We start from the raw sequence: 18,913 nt of genomic DNA on the forward strand, positions 1-18,913 counted from the left end.
AACCCTTCTAAACGCATAAAAAAGGCCGGTCTATGACCGGCCTTCCGTAGCACTATGGCTAGTTGGCAAGCTTACGCTTCCGCAGCTTCGTCTTCAACCTGAGGACGATCTACCAGCTCAACATAAGCCATTGGTGCTTTGTCACCAGCGCGGAACCCACACTTCAGGATACGAATATATCCACCAGGACGGGCTTCGTAACGAGGACCCAACTCGTCGAACAACTTGCGCACAGCATCCTTGTCACGGATACGAGCGAAAGCCAGACGGCGGTTGGCAACACTGTCTTTCTTAGCCAGAGTGATCAGCGGCTCGGCAACGCGGCGCAGTTCTTTGGCTTTGGCCAGTGTGGTTTTGATCAGTTCGTGCTCCACCAGAGAGGCGCTCATGTTCTTGAACATGGCCTTGCGGTGAGCGCTCGTGCGGCTGAATTTACGGCCACTATAGCGATGACGCATGACTCAATTCCTTACGACCTAAGTTGCTGTCACAGCAGGTCGTTCTGGAGCGGTGTCGCGCTAAGCTGTGGCACCGCTCGGGTTCTTTCTACTAGTCGCGGCACCGCCGCGACTACCAAATGCTTACAGGGGCTTAACTTGCTGTCGCCTTTCAGACTGGCCGGCGGCCAGTTTTCCAGGCGCATACCCAGGGATAAACCACGGGAAGCGAGTACGTCCTTGATTTCTGTCAGAGACTTCTTACCAAGGTTCGGCGTCTTCAGCAGCTCAACTTCGGTGCGCTGGATCAGATCACCGATGTAGTAAATGTTTTCTGCTTTCAGACAGTTGGCCGAACGTACGGTCAGCTCCAGGTCGTCTACTGGGCGCAGCAGTACCGGGTCAACTTCGGGCTCTTCAGCTTTCGGTTGCGCATCCTTTTCACCTTCCAGGTCTACAAAAACTGCAAGCTGCTGCTGCAGAATCGTAGCGGCGCGGCGAATTGCCTCTTCCGGGTCCAGGGTACCATTGGTCTCCAGGTCCAGAACCAGCTTGTCCAGGTCAGTGCGCTGCTCTACACGCGCGCTTTCCACACTGTAGGAAACACGACGTACCGGGCTGTATGAAGCATCCAGCTGCAGACGGCCAATCGCACGGCTTTCCTCTTCCTCGTCACGACGAGCGTCCGCTGGCTGATAGCCACGACCGCGCGCTACGGTGAGACGCAGGTTGAGTTCCACATCACCAGTGATATTGGCGATCACGTGCTCAGGATTCACAATCTCGATATCGTGATCTACCTGGATATCTCCAGCAGTCACTGCACCTGGGCCCTTCTTGCTCAGGCTCAATACCGCCTGATCCTTGCCGTGCATAACAACCGCGATTTCTTTCAGGTTGAGCAGGATTTCAATAACATCTTCCTGCACACCCTCAATCGCGCTGTACTCGTGCTCGACACCGTCGATTTCGACTTCGGTGACGGCGCAGCCCGGCATGGAGGACAGCAGGATGCGACGCAGCGCATTGCCAAGAGTGTGGCCAAAGCCACGCTCCAGGGGCTCCAAAATCACCTTGGCGTGATTCGGATTGTACTCGGTGACGTCAATACGACGCGGTGTCAAAAACTCGTTGACAGCAGTCTGCATAGCCATACCTGTTTACAGTTGCATTCCTTAAAGTGGACTAATTGTTACTTGGAGTACAGTTCCACGATAAGGTTTTCGTTGATCTCTGCCGGCAGATCGACACGATCTGGAGTGCGCTTGAAAGTGCCTTCCAGTTTGCTCGCGTTTACGTCTACCCACTCGACATCGCCACGCTGGGCAGCGAGGGAAACGGAATTCTGGATACGCAGCTGCTTCTTAGCTTTTTCACGTACAGCAACTACATCACCTTCCTTAATTTGGTAAGAAGGAATGTTAACAGTTGTGCCGTTTACCAGAATCGCCTTGTGGGAAACCAGCTGACGCGCTTCAGAGCGCGTTGAGCCGAAGCCCATGCGGTAAACCACGTTGTCCAGGCGTTTTTCCAGAAGTTGCAGCAGGTTCTCACCAGTTGCACCTTTCAGGCGCGCCGCTTCCTTATAGTAGTTACGGAACTGCTTTTCCAGTACGCCATAGATACGGCGAACCTTTTGCTTCTCGCGCAGCTGAATACCGTAATCGGACAGACGACCACGGCCAGCACCATGCTGGCCGGGCTTGGATTCTGCGCGACACTTAGAGTCATGCGGACGAACGCCGCTCTTCAGCTGCAGGTCAGTCCCTTCACGACGGGACAGTTTACATTTTGGTCCAATATAACGTGCCATTTTATCAGCCCCCTCTTACACGCGACGTTTCTTGGGCGGACGACAACCGTTATGCGGGATTGGCGTCACGTCGGTGATGTTGGTGATCTTGTAGCCGCAGTTGTTCAGTGCGCGAACAGCGGATTCGCGACCGGGGCCAGGGCCCTTTACTTCTACGTCGAGGTTTTTCAGGCCGTACTCCTGAGCTGCAGTACCTGCGCGCTCAGCGGCAACCTGGGCTGCAAACGGGGTGCTCTTTCTTGAGCCACGGAAGCCGGATCCACCTGCGGTGGCCCAGCTGAGGGTATTACCCTGGCGATCAGTGATCGTCACGATCGTATTGTTAAACGATGCGTGGATGTGGGCAATACCGTCAACAACGGTCTTTTTGACCTTTTTGCGAACAGTAGTTTTTGGCTTAGCCATACCAGTATCCTAAATCCTGTATCAAATCCCCTCGGTTCACTACCGGGAAGGGGCTTGTTAAACCGCGATATCGCGCCTTAATCAGGCTTACTTGCGAATCGGCTTGCGCGGACCCTTACGGGTGCGAGCATTGGTTTTGGTGCGCTGACCACGCAGCGGAAGGCTGCGGCGGTGACGCAAACCGCGGTAGCATCCAAGGTCCATCAAACGTTTGATGTTCATGGATACTTCACGGCGCAGGTCGCCCTCTACAGTGAGTTTTGCAACTTCACCGCGGATGGTTTCGATCTGCTCTTCAGACAGGTCGCGGATTTTGGTGGATTCAGCGATACCAACCGCTGCCAAAATAGACTTTGACTTAGTGAGACCTACCCCGTAAATGTGGGTCAGGGAGATCACGGCGTGCTTGTGGTCTGGTACATTGACACCAGCAATACGTGCCATAGAGGCGTACTCCACGTATTGGAGCCACTGCTATAAATAAGTATGTGGCTCTACTTTGATTTCGGCGCTGACAGCGACTAAAAAACCGGCGGCGCCACCAAAAAGGCGCGCAAGAATAGCTTTTCAGACACTAATTTGCAATAGCCCACGACCGTTTCGGCCTCCCGAAACGGCTGCGGACGACAGTCAACGCCCCCAATTGGAAAAAGGCTTTACCACCTCCTCCCCACCCCAAAAATTTTGAGGTGTTGCCAATCGATACGGGGCTGTAGCGATCAGCGAATTCTTCCAGCTTTTACAGGGGCGCCCAATGGACGCACCCCGAAGGGGCTGGCCCCTTTTTAGCCTTGACGCTGCTTGTGACGTGGCTCAGCGCTGCAGATTACCCGCAGAACGCCTTTGCGACGTACGATTTTGCAGTTACGGCAGATCTTTTTTACAGAAGCGCGTACTTTCATGACCTTACCTCAATTCAATCAAACTGCGAGCAGGTGACGCACTAGCGACGACCGTAGCTTTGCAGGTTCGCTTTTTTCATCAAGCCTTCGTACTGGTGTGACAGCAGATGCGACTGTACCTGCGCCATAAAGTCCATCACTACGACTACAACGATCAGTAGTGAGGTACCCCCCAGATAGAAGGGAACGTTAAACCCAACTACCAGGAACTGCGGCAGCAGGGATACCAGCGCGATATACACGGCACCTACCAGGGTGAGTCGGGTCAACACGCTATCGATATAGCGGGCTGTCTGCTCACCAGGGCGAATACCTGGCACATAAGCACCGGACTTTTTCAGGTTATCTGCTACTTCATTCGGGTTGAACATCAACGCCGTGTAGAAGAAACAGAAGAAACCGATCAGCAGTGCGAACAAAATAATGTTCAGCGGCTGCCCTGGCCCCAGCTGCAATGCCATCCACTGCAGAATCTGAGCACCAACACCTTCCCCGCCCTGACCAAACCACTGCGCCAGCGTAGCCGGGAACAGCAGGATACTACTGGCGAAGATCACCGGAATAACACCGGCCATATTCACCTTCAGGGGCAGGTGGCTCGCCTGCGCAGCCGGTGCGGCAGAATAGCGACCAGCCTGGCGTCGGGCGTGGTTAATTGTGATTCGACGCTGACCGCGCTCCATCACTACCACAAAGAACACCACCGCAAGAGCAATTACGCCGATGATCAGCAGCATAAGGATATGCAGCTCACCCTGCCGTGCCTGTTCAAACGCCTGACCGATGGCACCGGGCAAACCGGCGACGATACCGGCGAAAATCAGCATGGAAATGCCATTGCCAACACCGCGCTCGGTGATCTGCTCACCGAGCCACATCATAAATACGGCACCGGTCACCAGTGACGTTACCGCCACAAAGTAAAAACCAAACGCAGGCTCAGATGAGTAAGCCAGATTCTGTCCAGCAAGCCCGAAAGTCATACCAATACCCTGAATCAGGGCCAGCACTACCGTGAGGTAGCGAGTATATTGGTTGATCTTGCGCCTTCCGGCCTCCCCTTCCTTCTTCAACGCTTCCAGAGAGGGAGTCACCGCGCTCATCAACTGCATGATGATGGACGCGGAGATGTAGGGCATGATGCCCAGCGCCAGAATACTCATCCTTTCCAGGGCGCCGCCAGAGAACATGTTAAACAGGCCAAGGATGGTCCCCTGGTTCTGGTTAAACAGGTTTGACAGCTTTTCCGGATCAATACCGGGCACCGGAATATGCGTCCCCAGTCGATAAACAAGAATCGCTAGAAACAGAAAACGAAGGCGAGCCCAAAGCTCGCCCAATCCCTTGCTGTTGCCCAGGGGATTTCCACCGGATCCTGGTCGTGCCATTGGCGCCTCGATTAGTCTTCTATTTTACCGCCAGCAGCTTCGATAGCCGCCTTTGCACCTTTGGTCACTCCCAGACCCTTTACGGTAACTGCTTTAGTCAGTTCACCTGAGAGGAACACTTTGGCGCGTTTAATATGGCTGCCGATAATATCGGCATTCTTCAGCGCTGCCAAATCGATTACGTCACTTTCTACCTTGGCCAGCTCAGCCAGACGTACTTCCGCGGTGAAGCGAGAAACACGAGCGGTGAAACCGTACTTAGGCAGACGCTTCTGCAAAGGCATCTGACCGCCTTCGAAGCCTGGACGAACACTACCGCCGGAACGTGCTTTTTGACCTTTGTGGCCACGGCCACCGGTCTTACCCAACCCACTACCTATTCCGCGACCAACGCGCTTTGCGCTGTGCTTGTGGCCTTGTGCGGGAGATAAGTCATTCAAACGCATGTTATTCCCCCTCAACCTTAACCAGGTAGTTTACTTTGTTGATCATGCCGCGCACGGAAGGAGTATCTTCCACTTCCACTGTGTGGCCGATGCGGCGCAGGCCCAGACCCGCAACGCACGCCTGATGGCTTTTCAGGCGTCCGTTGATACTTTTGGTCTGGGTGACTTTAATGGTCTTCTTAGCCATGGTCTTAACCCACCAATAACCTTAAATCTGGACTGTGATTAGCCCAGAATCTCTTCGACTGATTTACCGCGCTTGGCAGCAACATCTTCAGGGCTCTGCATTTGCTCCAGAGCTTTGAAGGTTGCGCGCACTACGTTCACCGGATTGGTGGAACCGTAGCACTTGGCCAATACGTTGTGTACACCAGCCATTTCCAGTACGGAGCGCATAGCACCACCGGCAATTACACCGGTACCCTGGGAAGCGGGCTGCATGTAAACCTTGGAACCACCATGGCGACCATTGGTAGCGTACTGGATGGTATCGCCATTCAGTTCTACCTGGACCATGTTGCGGCGCGCAGCTTCCATCGCCTTCTGAATCGCTACAGGCACTTCACGCGCCTTACCGCGACCGAAACCGACACGGCCATTGCCGTCACCAACGACAGTCAGTGCGGTAAAGGCGAAGATACGACCACCTTTAACAGTCTTGGCAACGCGGTTGACCTGGACCAGCTTCTCCTGCAGGCCTTCGTCGTTGCTTTTGTCTTTCTCTCTAGCCATAACTCAACCCTTAGAATTTCAGACCGGCTTCGCGGGCAGCGTCAGCCAGAGCCTTAACACGGCCGTGGTACTTAAAGCCACTGCGATCAAAGGCAACTGCTTCAACGCCGGCGGCTTTTGCACGCTCAGCGATCAGCTTGCCAACCGCGGTAGCAGCGTTGACGTTACCGGTTTTACCAGCGCGCAGGTCCTTGTCCAGGGTAGAGGCGGAAGCCAATACCGTATTGCCTTCGGCAGACAGGATCTGTGCGTAAATGTGACGTGGAGTGCGGTTCACGGTAAGGCGAACGGCGCCCAGCTCACTGATCTTGGCGCGGGCACGACGTGCACGACGCAAGCGAGATGCTTTCTTAACGTTCATATCTATGCCCTATTTACTTCTTCTTGGCCTCTTTGCGATACACGCGCTCATCGGCATAACGGACACCCTTACCTTTGTAGGGCTCCGGCGGACGGAACGCACGGATCTCAGCGGCCACTTGGCCCAGCAGCTGCTTATTGCTGCTCTTCAGTACGATTTCAGTCTGGGAGGGAGTTTCCGCAGTCACACCTTCCGGCAACTGATAATCGATCGGATGGGAGAAGCCCAGGGTCAGGTTAACCGTTTTACCGGCGGCTTTCGCACGATAACCAACACCCAGCAACTGCAGCTTCTTCTCGAAGCCAGCGCTTACGCCTATCACCATGTTATTAACCAGTGCACGGGTAGTACCCGCCAAGGCCCTGGCTTGCTTGGAGCTATTGCGCGCGGCAAAAGTCAGCTGGCTGTCTGCCTGGCTCACTTCTACTTCACCGTGAATAACCATATCCAAGTTACCGCTACCGCCCTTAACAGCGATGTTCTGACCTTTCAGGTCAACGGTAACACCTGCGGGGATAACTACCGGACTATTTGCTACTCGAGACATTATGACCCCCCGCTTAGAATACGGTGCAGAGCACTTCGCCACCGATACCGGCCTGGCGAGCAGCGCGATCGGTCATTACACCTTTAGAGGTGGAAACGATCGCGATACCCAGACCACCACGTACGGTAGGCAGAGTTTTCTTACCAGTGTAAGAGCGCAGACCCGGACGGGAAACGCGGTCCAGTTCAGCGATAACCGGCTTGCCCTGGAAGTATTTCAGAGCGATAGTCAGTTCAGGCTTAGCGCCCTCGCTTACATTCAAGTCAGTAACGTAACCTTCGTCTTTCAGGACTTTGGCTACAGCCACTTTCAATTTTGATGATGGCAGGGTGACTTCCGCCTTTCCGCGCGCCAGGGCATTGCGGATGCGAGTCAGCATATCTGCCAACGGATCTTGCATACTCATCTTATGAGACTCCTCAAATCTGCCTTAAACCAGCTGGTAATTACCAGCTGGACTTCACGAGGCCAGGAACATCACCACGCATCGCAGCTTCACGAAGCTTGTTACGGCACAGGCCGAACTTGCGGTATACAGCGTGGGGGCGACCAGTAATACGACAGCGGCGTTGCTGACGTACCGGGCTTGCATCGCGCGGCATTTTCTGCAGCTTGAGTTGAGCCTCCCACTGCTCCTCTTCGGAAGCAGTGGAACTGGCGATGATCGCCTTCAGCTCTTGACGCTTTTCGGCGTACTTAGCTGCGGTTCGAGCGCGCTTGTTTTCGCGCGCAATCATGGATTTCTTCGCCATGGAATCCTCTTAACCCTTGAAAGGGAAGTTGAACGCTTTCAGCAGCGCGCGACCTTGATCGTCGTTTGCAGCTGTAGTGGTAATACAAATATCCAGACCGCGGAGCTTGTCTACTTTGTCGTAGTCAATTTCCGGGAAGATGATTTGCTCGGTCACGCCCATAGAGAAGTTACCGCGGCCGTCAAACTGCTTCGGGCTAATGCCACGGAAGTCACGGATACGCGGAATCGCGATGTCAACCAAACGCTCCAGGAACTCATACATGCGCTCACCGCGCAGAGTTACCTTGCAGCCGATCGGCCAACCGTCACGAATCTTAAAGCCCGCAATAGATTTGCGCGCTTTAGTAACGATGGGCTTTTGACCAGTAATTGCTGTCATATCATTAACAGCGTGCTCCAGCACCTTTTTATCACCAATCGCTTCACCAACACCCATGTTGATGGTGATCTTGGTGATGCGCGGCACTGCCATCACATTCTCGAGACCAAGCTCTTCTTTTAGCTTGGCCACGAGGTCCTTAGTGTAGAGCTCTTTAAGCTTTGCCATGATCTACCAACCTGCTTTTGCGTCAAGAGCCTTAGATGGCTTCGCCGCTGGATTTGAAGACGCGAATCTTAGTGCCGTCTTCCAGTACTTTAAAGCCCACCCGGTCAGCCTTCTGGGTGTTGGGGTTGAAGATGGCTACGTTGGAAGCTTGGATCGCAGCTTCTTTTTCAACGATGCCGCCAGCAACGCCCAGCTGGGGATTTGGCTTTTGGTGTTTCTTGATCATCTGTATGCCGGAAACAATCAGGCGACCGTCGTTCAGTACTTTACGTACTGAACCACGCTTGCCTTTGTCGCGACCGGCGATAACGATCACTTCATCGTCACGCTTGATCTTGCGCATAACTCTTCTCCGCTCGAGGCTTAGATAACTTCGGGGGCGAGCGAGATGATCTTCATGAACTTCTCACCGCGCAGTTCGCGAGTTACCGGACCAAAAATACGGGTGCCAACCGGCGCCAATTGCTGGTTCAGCAGTACCGCTGCGTTATCGTCAAACTTAATCAGGGATCCGTCGTTACGGCGTACACCTTTTTTGGTGCGAACCACAACAGCGTTCATTACCTGACCTTTCTTTACTTTACCGCGGGGAATGGCTTCCTTAACGGTTACCTTAATAATGTCGCCCACGCCGGCATAACGACGATGGGAGCCGCCCAGCACCTTGATGCACATGACGCGGCGAGCCCCACTGTTGTCAGCTACTTCTAAGTAGGATTCCGCTTGAATCATTGTCTCTCTCCGAAACCTTTCAATTCGGCAGTCAATGCGCTAGGGGTTATACCTTCGCCGCACGCTCTACAATTTTCTGCAAGGCCCAGGATTTGCTCTTGGACAGCGGACGAGATTCCTCGATGGTTACAACATCACCGATGCTGCAATCATTGTTCTCGTCATGAGCCTTAAGCTTTGTGGACTTGCTCACAATTTTGCCGTAGATCGGGTGCTTAACACGGCGCTCGATCAAAACGGTGATGGTTTTATCCATCTTGTCACTCACGACCTTACCGGTCAGAGTACGCTTCAGTTTTGCTTCAGCCATGATTAGTTACCTGCCTTCTCGGTCAACACAGTCTTAATGCGAGCAATGTCGCGACGAGTCTGCTTCAGCAGATGAGTCTGTGCCAGCTGACCGGTGGATTTTTGCATACGAAGCTTAAATTGAGCTTCGAGCTGGTTCAGCAGTTCCTGGTTCAGCTCTTCAACTGACTTTTCGCGTAGATCTGCAGTCTTCATTACATCACCGAACGCTTAACGAAAGTTGTCTTTACAGGCAGCTTGGCCGCAGCAAGTGCGAAAGCCTCACGAGCCAGCTCTTCGGACACGCCCTCCATTTCATAGAGAACTTTGCCCGGCTGGATCTGAGCCACCCAGTATTCAACGCCACCTTTACCTTTACCCATACGAACTTCGAGGGGCTTGTTGGTAATTGGCTTGTCCGGAAACACGCGAATCCAGATTTTACCGCCACGCTTAACGTGACGAGTCATTGCGCGACGAGCTGCTTCGATCTGGCGCGCAGTAATGCGACCGCGACCGATAGCCTTAAGACCAAACTCGCCAAAGCTCACTTTAGAGCCGCGCTGAGAAAGACCGCGGTTGCGACCCTTCTGTACCTTGCGGAATTTTGTACGCTTTGGTTGCAGCATCTGCGTACCCCTTATTTAGCAGCTTTCTTGCGGGTCTTAGCCGGCTTCTCATCGGGAACTTCGTCACCGATAACTTCGCCTTTAAAGATCCACACCTTGATACCGATGATGCCGTAGGTTGTCATCGCTTCAGCAGTGGCGTAGTCGATGTTAGCGCGCAGGGTGTGCAGGGGCACACGACCTTCGCGGTACCATTCGGTACGTGCGATTTCCGCACCACCGAGACGACCACTCACCTGAATCTTGATACCTTCGGCACCCTGACGCATAGCGTTCTGTACCGCACGCTTCATAGCGCGACGGAACATAACACGGCGTTCCAGCTGCTGGGCAACGTTCTGGCCAACCAGAGCCGCGTCCATATCAGGCTTGCGCACTTCTTCGATATCGATGTGCACAGGTACGCCCATCTGCGCGCTTACTTCGTTGCGCAGACGTTCTACGTCTTCACCTTTTTTACCGATTACGATACCGGGGCGTGCAGTGTGAATAGTCACACGTGCAGTGTTTGCCGGACGTTCGATCTCGATACGGCTCACGGAAGCGTGGGCCAGTTTTTTGCGAATGTATTCGCGAACTTTCAGATCCGTGTACAGCTTGTCTGCGTACTCGTCGCTGCCGGCATACCAAACAGAGGTATGCTTTTTAACGATACCCAGACGAATGCCGGTAGGATGTACTTTTTGTCCCATGGTTTTCTCGCCTGCTCTCTTATTTCTCGGCCACTTTCACAGTGATGTGACAAGTACGCTTAAGAATGCGATCTGCACGACCTTTCGCACGCGGTTTAATGCGCTTCATGGTCATACCTTCGTCCACAAAAATTGTGGAAACTTTCAGCTCGTCAACGTCAGCACCTTCGTTGTGCTCAGCGTTGGCAATGGCCGATTCCAGTACTTTCTTGACAATCGCCGCACCCTTTTTATTGCTAAATGCAAGAATATCCAGGGCTTCTTCAACGCCTTTGCCGCGAACCTGATCAGCTACCAGTCGCGCCTTTTGCGCCGATAGACGTGCGCCGCGTAATTTTGCTGCTACTTCCATCTTTTTAACCTCGGCTTAGCGCTTCTTCGCTTTCTTGTCCGCAGCATGACCGCGGTAAGTGCGGGTAGCAGCGAACTCGCCCAGTTTGTGGCCAACCATTTCTTCGTTAACCAAAACGGGCACGTGTTGACGACCGTTGTGTACGGCAATCGTCAGTCCAACCATTTCCGGCATAATCATGGAACGGCGGGACCAGGTTTTAATCGGTCGACGATCGTTTGCTTCAATCGCCGCCTCCACCTTCTTGATCAAATGCAGATCAATAAAGGGACCTTTCTTTAATGAGCGTGGCACTGTCGATTCCTCTCTAGCTGCTCAGACATCGCGCGGCTTACTTGCCGCGACGACGTACTATCATCTTATCGGTGCGCTTGTTCTTGCGCGTTTTCTTACCCTTGGTCGGAACGCCCCACGGAGTAACAGGGTGACGGCCACCGGAGGTACGACCTTCACCACCACCGTGCGGGTGATCTACCGGGTTCATCGCCACACCGCGAACGGTAGGACGAACACCACGCCAGCGTGCAGCACCGGCTTTACCCAGCTTGCGCAGGCTGTGCTCGGAGTTGCTCACTTCACCCAGGGTTGCGCGGCACTCAGCGAGAACCTTACGCATTTCGCCGGAACGCAGACGAATAGTCGCGTACTGGCCTTCACGAGCTACCAGCTGCACAGAGGCACCTGCAGAGCGGGCTAACTGAGCGCCTTTACCAGGCTTCAGCTCAATGCCGTGAATTACAGAACCTACCGGAACGTTGCGCAGAGGCAGAGTGTTACCCACAGCAATCGGTGCGGCATCGCCGGACTGAATGGTGGCACCAGCCTTCAGGCCTTTCGGTGCAATGATGTAACGACGCTCACCATCTGCATAACACACCAGAGCGATGTGCGCGCTGCGATTGGGATCGTACTCCAGGCGCTCAACTTTAGCCGGAATACCGTCTTTGTTGCGCTTGAAGTCGATAACGCGGTAGTGCTGCTTGTGACCACCGCCGATGTGGCGAGTGGTAATACGACCATTGTTGTTACGGCCACCGCTTTTGCTTTTACTCTCCAGCAGAGGAGCGTAAGGAGCACCTTTGTGCAGGTCGGGGTTAACAACCTTAACCAGGTGACGACGGCCGGCGGAGGTCGGTTTTGTTTTTACAATTGCCATTGTAACAGTCCCCTTTACTCAGCAGCTTCAAAGTTGATGTCGCTGCCTTCAGCCAGGCGAACGTAGGCTTTTTTCCAGTCGCTGCGACGGCCCATGCCGTGGCGAGTGCGCTTGGTTTTACCTTTTACGTTCACGGTGCGAACCTGCTCAACGGAAACGTTAAACAGTTTCTCTACCGCAGCCTTGATTTCTGCTTTCTCAGCATCGGTGGAAACCTTGAAAACCACCTGGTTGGCACTATCGGCCAGCACAGCAGCTTTTTCGGAAATTACCGGGCCCAGCAGTACTTTGTAGAGTCGCTCTTGGTTCATCCCAGCACCTCTTCAATTTTCTTGAGCGCAGAAACGGTAACCACGACCTTATCAAAGCGAATCAGGCTTACGGGATCGATCGCCTGTACATCGCGGACGTCGATCTTGTGCAAGTTGCGAGCGGCCAGGTAGAGGTTTTCGCTAACCTCTTCAGTCACGATCAGCGCGTCGGACAGGTCAAATTGAGCCAGTTTGCTTACCAGCTGCTTGGTCTTGGGTGCATCCACGTCGAAGGATTCAACCACTACCAGGCGCTCCTGACGAGCCAGCTCAGACAGAATGCAACGCAGTGCAGCGCGGTACATTTTCTTGTTCAGCTTAACGCTGTGATCGCGCGGATCAGCGGCGAAAGTTACGCCACCGGAACGCCACAGCGGGCTGCGGATAGTACCGGCACGTGCACGGCCAGTACCTTTTTGGCGCCATGGCTTCTTGCCACCACCAGAAACGTCGGAACGATTCTTCTGCGCCTTGGTACCCTGGCGAGCGCCGGCCATATAGGCCACTACTGCCTGGTGCACCAGATCTTGGTTGAACTCACGCCCGAAAGTCACTTCAGAGACAGCTACTGTGCCTTTAGCGCCTTCGGGAGTAGCGATATTCAGTTCCATATCTATTTCCCCTCAGACTTAGGCTTTAACTGCCGGACGAACGATAACATTGCCACCGGGTGCACCGGGAACAGCGCCTTTAACCAACAGCAGGTTGCGTTCGGCATCGACACGAACCACTTCCAGGTTTTGCACGGTTACGCGCTCAGCACCCATATGGCCAGCCATCTTCTTGCCTTTCCATACGCGGCCAGGAGTCTGACATTGACCGATAGAACCGGGTGCGCGGTGAGACAGGGAGTTACCGTGGGTTGCGTCCTGGGTGCGGAAATTCCAACGCTTAACGCCGCCCTGGAAGCCTTTACCTTTGGAAGTGCCGGTTACGTCGATCATCTGGCCAGCTTCGAAGCTGGAGACAGTGATTTCAGAACCGATTTCGAAAGTCTCTTCAGAACCATCAGTGCGCAGTTCGAAAAGATTAGTGCCAGCCTCTACATTGGCTTTGGCGAAGTGGCCCGCTTCGGGCTTGGAGACACGGGAAGCTTTGCGGTTACCCACTGCTACTTGAACAGCGGTATAGCCATCAGTTTCCTGAGTTTTCACCTGGGTGACGCGATTCGGAGCAACCTCAACAACGGTTACCGGAATGGATACGCCATCTTCAGTGAAGATGCGAGTCATGCCGCTCTTGCGGCCGACAATACCTATAGTCATCTTTATTAACCTCTCAGTGCACGGGGCTTTAACCCACTGCGGCCGCCCAGTTTCAGAGCGTTACACTACCCGGACCTTTTTCGCCCGGGATTCGGTAGTTAGTAAAAGTGTTAGCCGAGACTAATTTGGACCTCAACACCGGCCGCCAGATCGAGCTTCATCAGCGCGTCGACGGTTTTCTCGGTAGGCTCAACGATGTCCAGCAAACGCTTGTGAGTACGGATTTCGTACTGGTCGCGAGCGTCTTTATTAACGTGCGGAGAAATCAGTACGGTGTACTTCTCTTTGCGAGTCGGCAGCGGGATAGGACCGCGAACTTGTGCGCCAGTGCGCTTAGCCGTCTCTACGATCTCCTGAGTGGACGCGTCGATCAGCTTGTGATCGAAGGCCTTCAGGCGAATACGGATACGTTGACCCTGCATGGAATCAAACTCCAACTTATGAACTAAAGAACGTCCTCTTCCGCAGCCCCGAGGGCGGGCGAAAAGGAGCGCGAATTCTACGGGGAGCGCGGGAGGCTGTCAACTGTACAGCCTGCGCAAATTTCAATCTGCGCAAACTACAATGAAGTACCTAAAGTGGAACGAGGGTACAGAAATGACTATTGCCGCAAAATTGAGTCAATACCTCAATGACCAGTCGGTCGACTACCACCTGGTTCAACACCCACACACACGAACCAGCCGCGAAAGCGCACACGCAGCCCATGTCAGAGAGGACCAGGTAGCCAAGGCGATTATGCTGCAGGACAATGACGGCTATGTAATGGTGGTGATACCCGCCAGTAGCAGCCTGGATATGCGTGCCGTACATATGGAAACCGGTCGTAACGGCCTGGAAATGGTTGCGGAGAATGAACTCGGTTCAATCTTCCCGGATTGTGAATTGGGCGCCCTCCCCCAATTGGCCAGGCTTATGGCATCACCACCCTGCTGGACAGCAGCCTCAGCCACCAGGAGACCATTTATTTCGAGGCCGGTGACCACGAAGAACTTGTGGAAATGGACGGACCACAATTCACCAAGCTCTTTATCAGCAGCCACACAGCCGACCTGAGCAAGGATTGGCCGTAAATTACCACCCGACCAACCAGGCCGCTGGCCAACCGTAATTAAGGGTGCTTTCAATTATGTCGCCAACCCTTAACTCCAAATCTCTATTTCGGGCATAAAAAAAGCCGCAGCGTTTCCGCCGCGGCTTTTTCAGATCACGAGTAACGATTACTCGATGATCTTAGCAACAACGCCCGCACCTACGGTACGACCACCTTCGCGAATAGCGAAGCGCAGGCCGTCTTCCATGGCGATCGGAGCGATCAGGGTAACAACCATTTGAATGTTGTCGCCCGGCATTACCATTTCAGTACCTTCCGGCAGCTCTACCGCACCAGTTACGTCGGTAGTACGGAAGTAGAACTGAGGACGGTAGCCTTTAAAGAACGGGGTGTGACGACCACCTTCGTCCTTGGACAGTACGTACACTTCCGCTTCGAACTTGGTGTGCGGAGTGATAGAACCTGGCTTAGCCAGTACCTGACCACGCTCCACTTCGTCACGCTTGGTGCCGCGCAGCAGCGCGCCGATGTTCTCACCTGCACGACCTTCGTCGAGCAGCTTGCGGAACATCTCAACACCAGTACAGGTGGTAGTGGTGGTCTCTTTGATACCAACGATCTCGATCTCGTCGCCAGTGTGGATTACACCGCGCTCTACACGACCGGTTACCACGGTACCACGGCCGGAGATAGAGAATACGTCTTCGATCGGCATCAGGAACGGCAGGTCTACAGCGCGCTCCGGCTCAGGAATGTACTCGTCCAGGGTTTCAACCAGCTTCTTAACAGCGGTGGTACCCATTTCGTTGTCGTCTTCGCCGTTCAGGGCCATCAGAGCAGAACCAACGATGATCGGAGTGTCGTCACCCGGGAACTCGTACTGGTCCAGAAGTTCGCGAACTTCCATCTCTACCAGCTCGAGCAGCTCTTCGTCGTCTACCATGTCCGCTTTGTTCAGGAACACAACGATGTAAGGTACACCTACCTGACGGGAGAGCAGGATGTGCTCACGAGTCTGCGGCATGGGGCCGTCAGCTGCGGAACATACCAGGATAGCGCCGTCCATCTGAGCAGCACCGGTGATCATGTTCTTAACGTAGTCGGCGTGTCCCGGGCAGTCTACGTGCGCGTAGTGGCGAGTCGGGGACTCGTACTCAACGTGAGAGGTAGCGATAGTGATACCGCGCTCACGCTCTTCCGGTGCATTGTCGATACCGTCGAAAGCTACAGCGTCACCGCCCCATACTTCCGCACATACGCGGGTCAGAGCAGCGGTCAGGGTGGTTTTACCGTGGTCAACGTGACCGATGGTGCCCACGTTCACGTGGGGCTTGGAACGTTCAAACTTTTCTTTTGCCATCTTAGATGTCCTCTAGCTAAAAGTTTGCCAAAGAAGCCTCAGCCATTCACTGAGACCCTTTTGAGCAGAAGTTAATTAGGCCTTGTTCTTTGCGATGATCTCATCGGCAACATTTTTCGGCGCTTCGGCGTACTTCAGGAACTCCATGGTGTAGGTAGCACGGCCCTGAGTAGCAGAACGCAGGTCGGTTGCGTAACCGAACATCTCTGCCAGAGGTACTTCCGCGTTGACAACCTTACCAGCGGGGTTGTCTTCCATACCCTGGATGAGGCCACGACGACGGTTGAGATCACCAACCACGTCACCCATGTTCTCTTCCGGAGTTACCACTTCCACCTTCATCATCGGCTCAAGCAGTACTGCACCGCCCACAGAGGACAGCTTCTTGGTCGCCATGGAGCCGGCGATTTTAAACGCCATTTCACTGGAGTCCACATCGTGGTAGGAACCGTCGTACAGAGTTGCCTTCAGGCCCAGCAGCGGGTAGCCAGCCAGAACACCGTTTTGCATCTGCTCTTCGATACCTTTTGATACCGCCGGGATGTATTCCTTAGGTACAACACCGCCCACGATTTCGTTAACAAATTCCAGACCTTCCTGGGACTCGTCTTCAGCGGGCTCAAATTTCACCCATACGTGACCGAACTGACCACGACCACCGGACTGACGAACGAACTTGCCTTCGATCTCAGAGGTGTTACGGATCGCTTCACGGTAGGCAACCTGAGGCTTACCGATGTTCGCTTCAACGTTGAACTCGCGACGCATACGGTCGACGATGATGTCCAGGTGCAGCTCACCCATACCAGAGATGATGGTCTGACCGGTTTCCTCGTCGGTCTTCACACGGAAAGACGGGTCTTCCTGGGCCAGCTTGCCGAGGGCAATACCCATTTTTTCCTGGTCCGGCTTGGACTTGGGCTCAACCGCAACAGAAATTACCGGCTCTGGGAACTCCATACGCTCCAGAACAATCTTGTTGCTCTCGGCACACAGGGTGTCACCAGTGGTTACATCCTTCAGACCGATCGCAGCTGCGATGTCGCCAGCCAATACTTCTTTAATTTCCTGACGGTCGTTGGAGTGCATCTGCACCATACGGCCAACGCGCTCTTTCTTCATTTTTACGGAGTTGTATACCGCAGTACCGCTCTCCAGCTTACCGGAGTAGACACGGAAGAAAGTCAGGGTGCCAACGAAGGGATCGGTAGCAATTTTGAACGCCAGAGCGGCGAACGGAGCCTCGTCATCCGCTTCGCGGGTCTCAACGGTTTCGCCGTCTTCCAGAGTACCTTCGATCGCCTTAACTTCAGTCGGCGCCGGCAGGTATTCGATAACTGCGTCCAGTACAGCTTGTACGCCCTTGTTCTTGAAGGCGGAGCCGCCCAGAACCGGAACGATTTCGTTGGCCAGAGTACGCTGGCGGATAGCTGCCTTGATCTCGTCTTCGGTCAGCTCACCCTCTTCCAGGTATTTCTCCATCAGCTCTTCGCTGGCTTCAGCCGCCGCTTCTACCAGGTACTCGCGCATTTCGTCGCACTCGTCCTGCAGCTCAGCGGGGATGTCAGCGTATTCAAAGGTCATGCCCTGGTCTGCTTCGTTCCAGATGATGGCTTTCATCTTCACCAGGTCAACAACACCCTTGAACTCGTCCTCAGCACCGATGGTCATTTGCAGCGGTACAGCGTTTGCGTTCAGACGGTCTTTCAGCTGGCTCACAACGTTGCGGAAGTTCGCACCGGCGCGGTCCATCTTGTTGACGAATACCATGCGCGGTACTTCGTATTTGTTCGCCTGGCGCCAAACGGTTTCAGTTTGAGGCTGAACACCAGAGGAACCACACAGAACAACAACCGCGCCGTCGAGTACGCGCAGGGAGCGCTCTACTTCAATGGTGAAGTCAACGTGTCCCGGGGTGTCGATGATGTTTACGCGGTGCTGGTCGAACTGCTGCTGCATGCCGGCCCAGAAACAGGTGGTTGCAGCGGAAGTGATGGTAATACCACGCTCCTGCTCCTGCTCCATCCAGTCCATGGTTGCGGCGCCTTCGTGCACCTCACCAATTTTGTGGGACAGACCAGTGTAGAAAAGTACGCGCTCAGTAGTGGTGGTTTTACCGGCGTCTACGTGGGCACAGATACCGATGTTGCGGTAACGTGCGATAGGCGTTTTACGTGCCACAGTTGTATCCTCGATATAACGGCAAAAGGCAGCCTGGAAATTTCCGTGCTGCCTTTCGGTATTAATTTCCGATGTTGGTAATCATCAGACTTAGAAGCGGTAGTGAGAGAACGCCTTGTTGGCTTCCGCCATGCGGTGTACATCTTCACGCTTCTTGACCGCACCGCCCTTGTTCTGAGCTGCATCGATCATTTCATTGGCCAGGCGCTGAGCCATGGACTTCTCGCCGCGCTTGCGGGAGAACTCCACCAACCAACGCATTGCCAGAGCCATACGGCGCGAGGGGCGCACTTCTACAGGCACCTGATAGGTCGCACCACCAACACGGCGGGATTTAACTTCCACCATAGGCGCGATGTTTTCCAAAGACTCCTCAAATACTTCGATAGGGTCTTTGTTCATTTTTTCAGAAACAGTCTCCAGGGCACCGTATACGATACGCTCTGCTACTGACTTCTTGCCGCTGATCATGACATGGTTCATGAACTTGGCCAGGGTGACGTTCCCGAACTTGGGATCGGGTAGTACTTCGCGCTTGGCGACTACTCGTCTTCTCGGCAT

At 54.0% G+C, this 18,913-nt stretch carries 31 protein-coding genes and 1 pseudogene; 1 reads left to right on the forward strand and 31 read right to left on the reverse strand.

Annotated elements, in window-relative coordinates; all coding sequences use genetic code 11:
- Nucleotides 1-71 precede the first annotated feature (71 nt).
- The 28 genes from rplQ to rpsJ form a co-directional block, all read right to left on the reverse strand.
- Nucleotides 72-458, reverse strand: coding sequence for a 50S ribosomal protein L17 (gene rplQ / locus P3339_RS20405; RefSeq protein WP_020411409.1), 387 nt, complete (start codon nucleotides 456-458; stop codon nucleotides 72-74).
- Between the two features lie 29 nt (nucleotides 459-487).
- A complete protein-coding gene (locus P3339_RS20410) occupies nucleotides 488-1,585 on the reverse strand; it encodes a DNA-directed RNA polymerase subunit alpha (protein ID WP_502867310.1) in 1,098 nt (365 codons plus the stop codon).
- A 44-nt stretch (nucleotides 1,586-1,629) separates the two neighbouring features.
- Entirely contained in the window at nucleotides 1,630-2,250 is a 621-nt protein-coding gene (gene rpsD, locus P3339_RS20415) for a 30S ribosomal protein S4 (protein ID WP_020411407.1), read from the reverse strand.
- Between the two features lie 15 nt (nucleotides 2,251-2,265).
- Nucleotides 2,266-2,655: a 30S ribosomal protein S11 gene (gene rpsK, locus P3339_RS20420; RefSeq protein ID WP_020411406.1), complete on the reverse strand. Its 390-nt coding sequence runs from the start codon at nucleotides 2,653-2,655 to the stop codon at nucleotides 2,266-2,268.
- Between the two features lie 87 nt (nucleotides 2,656-2,742).
- Entirely contained in the window at nucleotides 2,743-3,099 is a 357-nt protein-coding gene (rpsM, locus tag P3339_RS20425) for a 30S ribosomal protein S13 (protein WP_020411405.1), read from the reverse strand.
- Nucleotides 3,100-3,440: 341 nt separating this feature from the next.
- Entirely contained in the window at nucleotides 3,441-3,557 is a 117-nt protein-coding gene (rpmJ, locus tag P3339_RS20430) for a 50S ribosomal protein L36 (protein WP_010133825.1), read from the reverse strand.
- 41 nt (nucleotides 3,558-3,598) lie between these two features.
- On the reverse strand, nucleotides 3,599-4,945 hold the full coding sequence (gene secY, locus P3339_RS20435) for a preprotein translocase subunit SecY (RefSeq protein ID WP_020411404.1): 1,347 nt from the start codon (nucleotides 4,943-4,945) through the stop codon (nucleotides 3,599-3,601).
- Between the two features lie 11 nt (nucleotides 4,946-4,956).
- Entirely contained in the window at nucleotides 4,957-5,391 is a 435-nt protein-coding gene (gene rplO / locus P3339_RS20440; protein ID WP_020411403.1) for a 50S ribosomal protein L15, read from the reverse strand.
- 1 nt (nucleotide 5,392) lies between these two features.
- Complete coding sequence (gene rpmD, locus P3339_RS20445; RefSeq protein WP_020411402.1) at nucleotides 5,393-5,578, reverse strand: 50S ribosomal protein L30; 186 nt, start codon at nucleotides 5,576-5,578, stop codon at nucleotides 5,393-5,395.
- Nucleotides 5,579-5,616: 38 nt separating this feature from the next.
- On the reverse strand, nucleotides 5,617-6,123 hold the full coding sequence (gene rpsE / locus P3339_RS20450; protein WP_020411401.1) for a 30S ribosomal protein S5: 507 nt from the start codon (nucleotides 6,121-6,123) through the stop codon (nucleotides 5,617-5,619).
- A gap of 10 nt (nucleotides 6,124-6,133) precedes the next feature.
- Nucleotides 6,134-6,484 (reverse strand): 50S ribosomal protein L18, encoded by a 351-nt coding sequence (gene rplR, locus P3339_RS20455; protein WP_282951742.1) that lies wholly within the window; start codon nucleotides 6,482-6,484, stop codon nucleotides 6,134-6,136.
- A gap of 13 nt (nucleotides 6,485-6,497) precedes the next feature.
- Nucleotides 6,498-7,031, reverse strand: a complete 534-nt coding sequence (gene rplF / locus P3339_RS20460) for a 50S ribosomal protein L6 (protein WP_020411399.1) — start codon at nucleotides 7,029-7,031, stop codon at nucleotides 6,498-6,500.
- A 13-nt stretch (nucleotides 7,032-7,044) separates the two neighbouring features.
- A complete protein-coding gene (gene rpsH, locus P3339_RS20465) occupies nucleotides 7,045-7,437 on the reverse strand; it encodes a 30S ribosomal protein S8 (protein ID WP_020411398.1) in 393 nt (130 codons plus the stop codon).
- 40 nt (nucleotides 7,438-7,477) lie between these two features.
- Complete coding sequence (rpsN, locus tag P3339_RS20470; RefSeq protein WP_020411397.1) at nucleotides 7,478-7,783, reverse strand: 30S ribosomal protein S14; 306 nt, start codon at nucleotides 7,781-7,783, stop codon at nucleotides 7,478-7,480.
- A gap of 9 nt (nucleotides 7,784-7,792) precedes the next feature.
- Nucleotides 7,793-8,332 (reverse strand): 50S ribosomal protein L5, encoded by a 540-nt coding sequence (gene rplE, locus P3339_RS20475; protein WP_020411396.1) that lies wholly within the window; start codon nucleotides 8,330-8,332, stop codon nucleotides 7,793-7,795.
- Nucleotides 8,333-8,363: 31 nt separating this feature from the next.
- Nucleotides 8,364-8,675, reverse strand: a complete 312-nt coding sequence (gene rplX, locus P3339_RS20480) for a 50S ribosomal protein L24 (RefSeq protein WP_020411395.1) — start codon at nucleotides 8,673-8,675, stop codon at nucleotides 8,364-8,366.
- A gap of 20 nt (nucleotides 8,676-8,695) precedes the next feature.
- Nucleotides 8,696-9,064: a 50S ribosomal protein L14 gene (gene rplN / locus P3339_RS20485; protein ID WP_020411394.1), complete on the reverse strand. Its 369-nt coding sequence runs from the start codon at nucleotides 9,062-9,064 to the stop codon at nucleotides 8,696-8,698.
- Nucleotides 9,065-9,110: 46 nt separating this feature from the next.
- The gene (gene rpsQ / locus P3339_RS20490; protein ID WP_020411393.1) at nucleotides 9,111-9,374 is read right to left on the reverse strand and encodes a 30S ribosomal protein S17; all 264 of its coding nucleotides are present in this window, start codon (nucleotides 9,372-9,374) and stop codon (nucleotides 9,111-9,113) included.
- 2 nt (nucleotides 9,375-9,376) lie between these two features.
- Nucleotides 9,377-9,568 carry a 50S ribosomal protein L29 gene (gene rpmC / locus P3339_RS20495; RefSeq protein ID WP_020411392.1) on the reverse strand — a complete coding sequence of 64 codons (192 nt, stop codon included), beginning with the start codon at nucleotides 9,566-9,568 and terminating at the stop codon, nucleotides 9,377-9,379.
- Nucleotides 9,568-9,981 carry a 50S ribosomal protein L16 gene (gene rplP, locus P3339_RS20500; RefSeq protein WP_020411391.1) on the reverse strand — a complete coding sequence of 138 codons (414 nt, stop codon included), beginning with the start codon at nucleotides 9,979-9,981 and terminating at the stop codon, nucleotides 9,568-9,570. Before rplP ends, rpmC begins: the two co-directional genes overlap by 1 nt.
- A gap of 11 nt (nucleotides 9,982-9,992) precedes the next feature.
- Complete coding sequence (rpsC, locus tag P3339_RS20505) at nucleotides 9,993-10,673, reverse strand: 30S ribosomal protein S3 (protein WP_020411390.1); 681 nt, start codon at nucleotides 10,671-10,673, stop codon at nucleotides 9,993-9,995.
- Nucleotides 10,674-10,692: 19 nt separating this feature from the next.
- A complete protein-coding gene (gene rplV, locus P3339_RS20510; RefSeq protein WP_020411389.1) occupies nucleotides 10,693-11,025 on the reverse strand; it encodes a 50S ribosomal protein L22 in 333 nt (110 codons plus the stop codon).
- A 15-nt stretch (nucleotides 11,026-11,040) separates the two neighbouring features.
- Nucleotides 11,041-11,319, reverse strand: coding sequence for a 30S ribosomal protein S19 (gene rpsS, locus P3339_RS20515; RefSeq protein WP_020411388.1), 279 nt, complete (start codon nucleotides 11,317-11,319; stop codon nucleotides 11,041-11,043).
- 37 nt (nucleotides 11,320-11,356) lie between these two features.
- A complete protein-coding gene (rplB, locus tag P3339_RS20520; protein WP_020411387.1) occupies nucleotides 11,357-12,181 on the reverse strand; it encodes a 50S ribosomal protein L2 in 825 nt (274 codons plus the stop codon).
- A gap of 14 nt (nucleotides 12,182-12,195) precedes the next feature.
- Complete coding sequence (rplW, locus tag P3339_RS20525; protein WP_020411386.1) at nucleotides 12,196-12,492, reverse strand: 50S ribosomal protein L23; 297 nt, start codon at nucleotides 12,490-12,492, stop codon at nucleotides 12,196-12,198.
- The gene (gene rplD, locus P3339_RS20530) at nucleotides 12,489-13,103 is read right to left on the reverse strand and encodes a 50S ribosomal protein L4 (protein WP_020411385.1); all 615 of its coding nucleotides are present in this window, start codon (nucleotides 13,101-13,103) and stop codon (nucleotides 12,489-12,491) included. The genes rplW and rplD overlap by 4 nt, the downstream gene beginning before the upstream one ends.
- 18 nt (nucleotides 13,104-13,121) lie before the next feature.
- Entirely contained in the window at nucleotides 13,122-13,757 is a 636-nt protein-coding gene (gene rplC / locus P3339_RS20535) for a 50S ribosomal protein L3 (RefSeq protein WP_020411384.1), read from the reverse strand.
- 110 nt (nucleotides 13,758-13,867) lie between these two features.
- The gene (gene rpsJ / locus P3339_RS20540) at nucleotides 13,868-14,179 is read right to left on the reverse strand and encodes a 30S ribosomal protein S10 (protein WP_010133849.1); all 312 of its coding nucleotides are present in this window, start codon (nucleotides 14,177-14,179) and stop codon (nucleotides 13,868-13,870) included.
- Nucleotides 14,180-14,354: 175 nt separating this feature from the next.
- Here rpsJ and P3339_RS20545 point away from each other — a divergent pair.
- Nucleotides 14,355-14,830 (forward strand): annotated as a pseudogene (locus tag P3339_RS20545) (aminoacyl-tRNA deacylase).
- Between the two features lie 147 nt (nucleotides 14,831-14,977).
- Here P3339_RS20545 and tuf read toward each other — a convergent pair.
- The 3 genes from tuf to rpsG all read right to left on the reverse strand — a co-directional run bounded on the left by tuf (nucleotide 14,978) and on the right by rpsG (nucleotide 18,913).
- Nucleotides 14,978-16,171: an elongation factor Tu gene (gene tuf, locus P3339_RS20550; protein ID WP_020411101.1), complete on the reverse strand. Its 1,194-nt coding sequence runs from the start codon at nucleotides 16,169-16,171 to the stop codon at nucleotides 14,978-14,980.
- A gap of 75 nt (nucleotides 16,172-16,246) precedes the next feature.
- Nucleotides 16,247-18,352, reverse strand: a complete 2,106-nt coding sequence (gene fusA, locus P3339_RS20555) for an elongation factor G (protein ID WP_020411118.1) — start codon at nucleotides 18,350-18,352, stop codon at nucleotides 16,247-16,249.
- A gap of 90 nt (nucleotides 18,353-18,442) precedes the next feature.
- Complete coding sequence (rpsG, locus tag P3339_RS20560) at nucleotides 18,443-18,913, reverse strand: 30S ribosomal protein S7 (protein ID WP_020411119.1); 471 nt, start codon at nucleotides 18,911-18,913, stop codon at nucleotides 18,443-18,445.

Origin of the sequence: Microbulbifer sp. MLAF003, from assembly GCF_030012965.1 — a bacterium.
GTDB lineage: Bacteria > Pseudomonadota > Gammaproteobacteria > Pseudomonadales > Cellvibrionaceae > Microbulbifer > Microbulbifer variabilis.

Excerpts from the sequence above, each read along its gene's own strand:
- rpsM (WP_020411405.1), bottom strand. The coding sequence starts at position 3,099 with ATGGCACGTATTGCTGGTGTCAATGTACCAGACCACAAGCACGCCGTG.
- rplE (WP_020411396.1), bottom strand. The coding sequence starts at position 8,332 with ATGGCAAAGCTTAAAGAGCTCTACACTAAGGACCTCGTGGCCAAGCTA.
- secY (WP_020411404.1), bottom strand. The coding sequence starts at position 4,945 with ATGGCACGACCAGGATCCGGTGGAAATCCCCTGGGCAACAGCAAGGGA.
- rplD (WP_020411385.1), bottom strand. The coding sequence starts at position 13,103 with ATGGAACTGAATATCGCTACTCCCGAAGGCGCTAAAGGCACAGTAGCT.
- rpsJ (WP_010133849.1), bottom strand. The coding sequence starts at position 14,179 with ATGCAGGGTCAACGTATCCGTATTCGCCTGAAGGCCTTCGATCACAAG.
- rplF (WP_020411399.1), bottom strand. The coding sequence starts at position 7,031 with ATGTCTCGAGTAGCAAATAGTCCGGTAGTTATCCCCGCAGGTGTTACC.
- rpsE (WP_020411401.1), bottom strand. The coding sequence starts at position 6,123 with ATGGCTAGAGAGAAAGACAAAAGCAACGACGAAGGCCTGCAGGAGAAG.
- rplB (WP_020411387.1), bottom strand. The coding sequence starts at position 12,181 with ATGGCAATTGTAAAAACAAAACCGACCTCCGCCGGCCGTCGTCACCTG.
- rpsD (WP_020411407.1), bottom strand. The coding sequence starts at position 2,250 with ATGGCACGTTATATTGGACCAAAATGTAAACTGTCCCGTCGTGAAGGG.
- rpmD (WP_020411402.1), bottom strand. The coding sequence starts at position 5,578 with ATGGCTAAGAAGACCATTAAAGTCACCCAGACCAAAAGTATCAACGGA.
- rplX (WP_020411395.1), bottom strand. The coding sequence starts at position 8,675 with ATGCGCAAGATCAAGCGTGACGATGAAGTGATCGTTATCGCCGGTCGC.
- rplR (WP_282951742.1), bottom strand. The coding sequence starts at position 6,484 with ATGAACGTTAAGAAAGCATCTCGCTTGCGTCGTGCACGTCGTGCCCGC.
- rpmC (WP_020411392.1), bottom strand. The coding sequence starts at position 9,568 with ATGAAGACTGCAGATCTACGCGAAAAGTCAGTTGAAGAGCTGAACCAG.
- rplW (WP_020411386.1), bottom strand. The coding sequence starts at position 12,492 with ATGAACCAAGAGCGACTCTACAAAGTACTGCTGGGCCCGGTAATTTCC.
- rplQ (WP_020411409.1), bottom strand. The coding sequence starts at position 458 with ATGCGTCATCGCTATAGTGGCCGTAAATTCAGCCGCACGAGCGCTCAC.
- rplO (WP_020411403.1), bottom strand. The coding sequence starts at position 5,391 with ATGCGTTTGAATGACTTATCTCCCGCACAAGGCCACAAGCACAGCGCA.
- rplN (WP_020411394.1), bottom strand. The coding sequence starts at position 9,064 with ATGATTCAAGCGGAATCCTACTTAGAAGTAGCTGACAACAGTGGGGCT.
- rpsG (WP_020411119.1), bottom strand. The coding sequence starts at position 18,913 with ATGCCGAGAAGACGAGTAGTCGCCAAGCGCGAAGTACTACCCGATCCC.
- rpsN (WP_020411397.1), bottom strand. The coding sequence starts at position 7,783 with ATGGCGAAGAAATCCATGATTGCGCGCGAAAACAAGCGCGCTCGAACC.
- rpsQ (WP_020411393.1), bottom strand. The coding sequence starts at position 9,374 with ATGGCTGAAGCAAAACTGAAGCGTACTCTGACCGGTAAGGTCGTGAGT.
- P3339_RS20410 (WP_502867310.1), bottom strand. The coding sequence starts at position 1,585 with ATGCAGACTGCTGTCAACGAGTTTTTGACACCGCGTCGTATTGACGTC.
- rpsC (WP_020411390.1), bottom strand. The coding sequence starts at position 10,673 with ATGGGACAAAAAGTACATCCTACCGGCATTCGTCTGGGTATCGTTAAA.
- rpsK (WP_020411406.1), bottom strand. The coding sequence starts at position 2,655 with ATGGCTAAGCCAAAAACTACTGTTCGCAAAAAGGTCAAAAAGACCGTT.
- rplP (WP_020411391.1), bottom strand. The coding sequence starts at position 9,981 with ATGCTGCAACCAAAGCGTACAAAATTCCGCAAGGTACAGAAGGGTCGC.
- rpmJ (WP_010133825.1), bottom strand. The coding sequence starts at position 3,557 with ATGAAAGTACGCGCTTCTGTAAAAAAGATCTGCCGTAACTGCAAAATC.
- rplV (WP_020411389.1), bottom strand. The coding sequence starts at position 11,025 with ATGGAAGTAGCAGCAAAATTACGCGGCGCACGTCTATCGGCGCAAAAG.
- rpsH (WP_020411398.1), bottom strand. The coding sequence starts at position 7,437 with ATGAGTATGCAAGATCCGTTGGCAGATATGCTGACTCGCATCCGCAAT.
- tuf (WP_020411101.1), bottom strand. The coding sequence starts at position 16,171 with ATGGCAAAAGAAAAGTTTGAACGTTCCAAGCCCCACGTGAACGTGGGC.
- rplC (WP_020411384.1), bottom strand. The coding sequence starts at position 13,757 with ATGACTATAGGTATTGTCGGCCGCAAGAGCGGCATGACTCGCATCTTC.